The organism is Bacillus cereus group sp. BfR-BA-01382 (genome assembly GCF_022663475.1).
GTDB lineage: Bacteria > Bacillota > Bacilli > Bacillales > Bacillaceae_G > Bacillus_A > Bacillus_A thuringiensis_S.
Window position 1 is genome coordinate 1 of record NZ_JAKUFQ010000228.1, and the last position, 1,660, is coordinate 1,660.

Here is a 1,660-nt window from a genome sequence, read left to right on the forward strand (position 1 = left end):
TTCAATTTTCATAGGTTTCATCCATCCTATCTGTAGCAATTAGGCTTCCACTGTATTAAGTTTGCATTTGCATTGCAACAATTTTGCTTTGGTGTTAAAGCTAGTTGTTAAAGCTAGTTGTTAATTTTTGATTATGTACGTACATACAATATGTAATTAAGTAAATGATCAACATAGTAATTACAGAAAAGGGTGAATGAAGCATATGAATCAATTTGAGCAAATGATGTACGTTGGTGTCATCATGTCTACTGTACTATCCGTAATGATTTTAGGGTCCTTATATTATAATCCTCGACTATCATTAACTGATTATCCGAAAGATATTCAAAAAGTAGTTTTTCCAAAATCGATTCATGAAAAAAAGCAAACCATTTACTTTAATATTGTATATAATGCTATTCTTTTCGGTTGTCCTTTCGTTTCTACATATATATTACATAAGCATGAAAAATTAATGTATATGGATGCTTATTTACACACTTTTGGTATTTTAATGATTTTCAATTTAGTAGATTTACTTATAATTGATTGGCTAATTTTTTGCTGGATTACTCCAAGGTTTGTTGTGATTCCTAGTACAGAAGGAATGAAGGGATATAAAGATTATAAGTTTCATTTAAGCGGTGCTATAGTCGCTACTAAAATTTTAGCAATCGTAAGTTTATTTTTGGCGGGAATTGCAACAACTATTTAGTGTGAAGAAGGGCATGAAGCTTTTATAAAAGATAAGGATATTTATAATATATAGAATTAGAAATAAGAATTTGATAGTATTGGAGTAAGGAGTTTTAATAACAGTATATTAAACAATATTAATATACTGTTGCAAATGTTTTGATATTATGTAAAATTATACAATTTTACAGAGGCATTTGATAAAATTCAAAAAATATAATGGAGGCTAATATGAAAAAAGTAATTGGCGCAGCAACAGCAACTATTTTTGGATTGGGGGCATTTACCACAACTGCTACCGCAGAAACAATCGTAACAGCAGATGTACTTAACGTACGTGAAAAACCGACTACAGAATCAAAAGTGGTCGAAAAAGTAAAGAATGGGCAAGAGTTAAAAGTCATCAATACTGAAGATGGTTGGTCAAAAATTGAATTGAACGGTAAAGAAGTGTTTGTAAGTTCGGAGTTTACAAAAGATGTGTATCATGTAACGGCGAATTTGTTAAATGTACGTACCGAAGCAAACACAGAATCAGAAATTCTTGGCAGACTGAAAAAAGATGATGTAATTGAATCAACGCATCAAGTAAAAGACGGATGGCTGCAATTTGAGTATAAAGGAAAAACAGCTTATGCAAACGTTTCTTTCCTATCAAGTACAGCACCAACTGAAAAGAAAACTGAAGAGAAAATGAAGCAAGTAGCGAAAGTACAAAAATCAGTTAAAGAAAAGAAAGAAGTAAAGACGCAGAAAGTAGCAAAAGCGAAAGAAACAACGAAAGCACAAGAAATAGTAAAGCCTAAAGAAGAAGTAAAAGTTAAAGAAGAACCGAAAGCGCAAGAAATAGTAAAGCCTAAAGAAGAGGCAAAAGTCAAAGAAGAAGTAAAAGTTAAAGAAGAACCGAAAGCGCAAGAAATGGTAAAGCCTAAAGAAGAGGCAAAAGTTAAAGAAGAAGAAAAAGCTAAAGAAGAAGAAAAAG

2 protein-coding genes are annotated in these 1,660 nt (G+C 31.3%); both read left to right on the forward strand.

The window, feature by feature from the left end; all coding sequences use genetic code 11:
• Nucleotides 1-205: 205 nt before the first annotated feature.
• The gene (locus MR160_RS33540; RefSeq protein ID WP_242299203.1) at nucleotides 206-697 is read left to right on the forward strand and encodes a nitroreductase; all 492 of its coding nucleotides are present in this window, start codon (nucleotides 206-208) and stop codon (nucleotides 695-697) included.
• A gap of 212 nt (nucleotides 698-909) precedes the next feature.
• A partial coding sequence (locus tag MR160_RS33545) for an SH3 domain-containing protein (RefSeq protein ID WP_242299204.1) occupies nucleotides 910-1,660 on the forward strand: 751 nt, incomplete at its 3' end.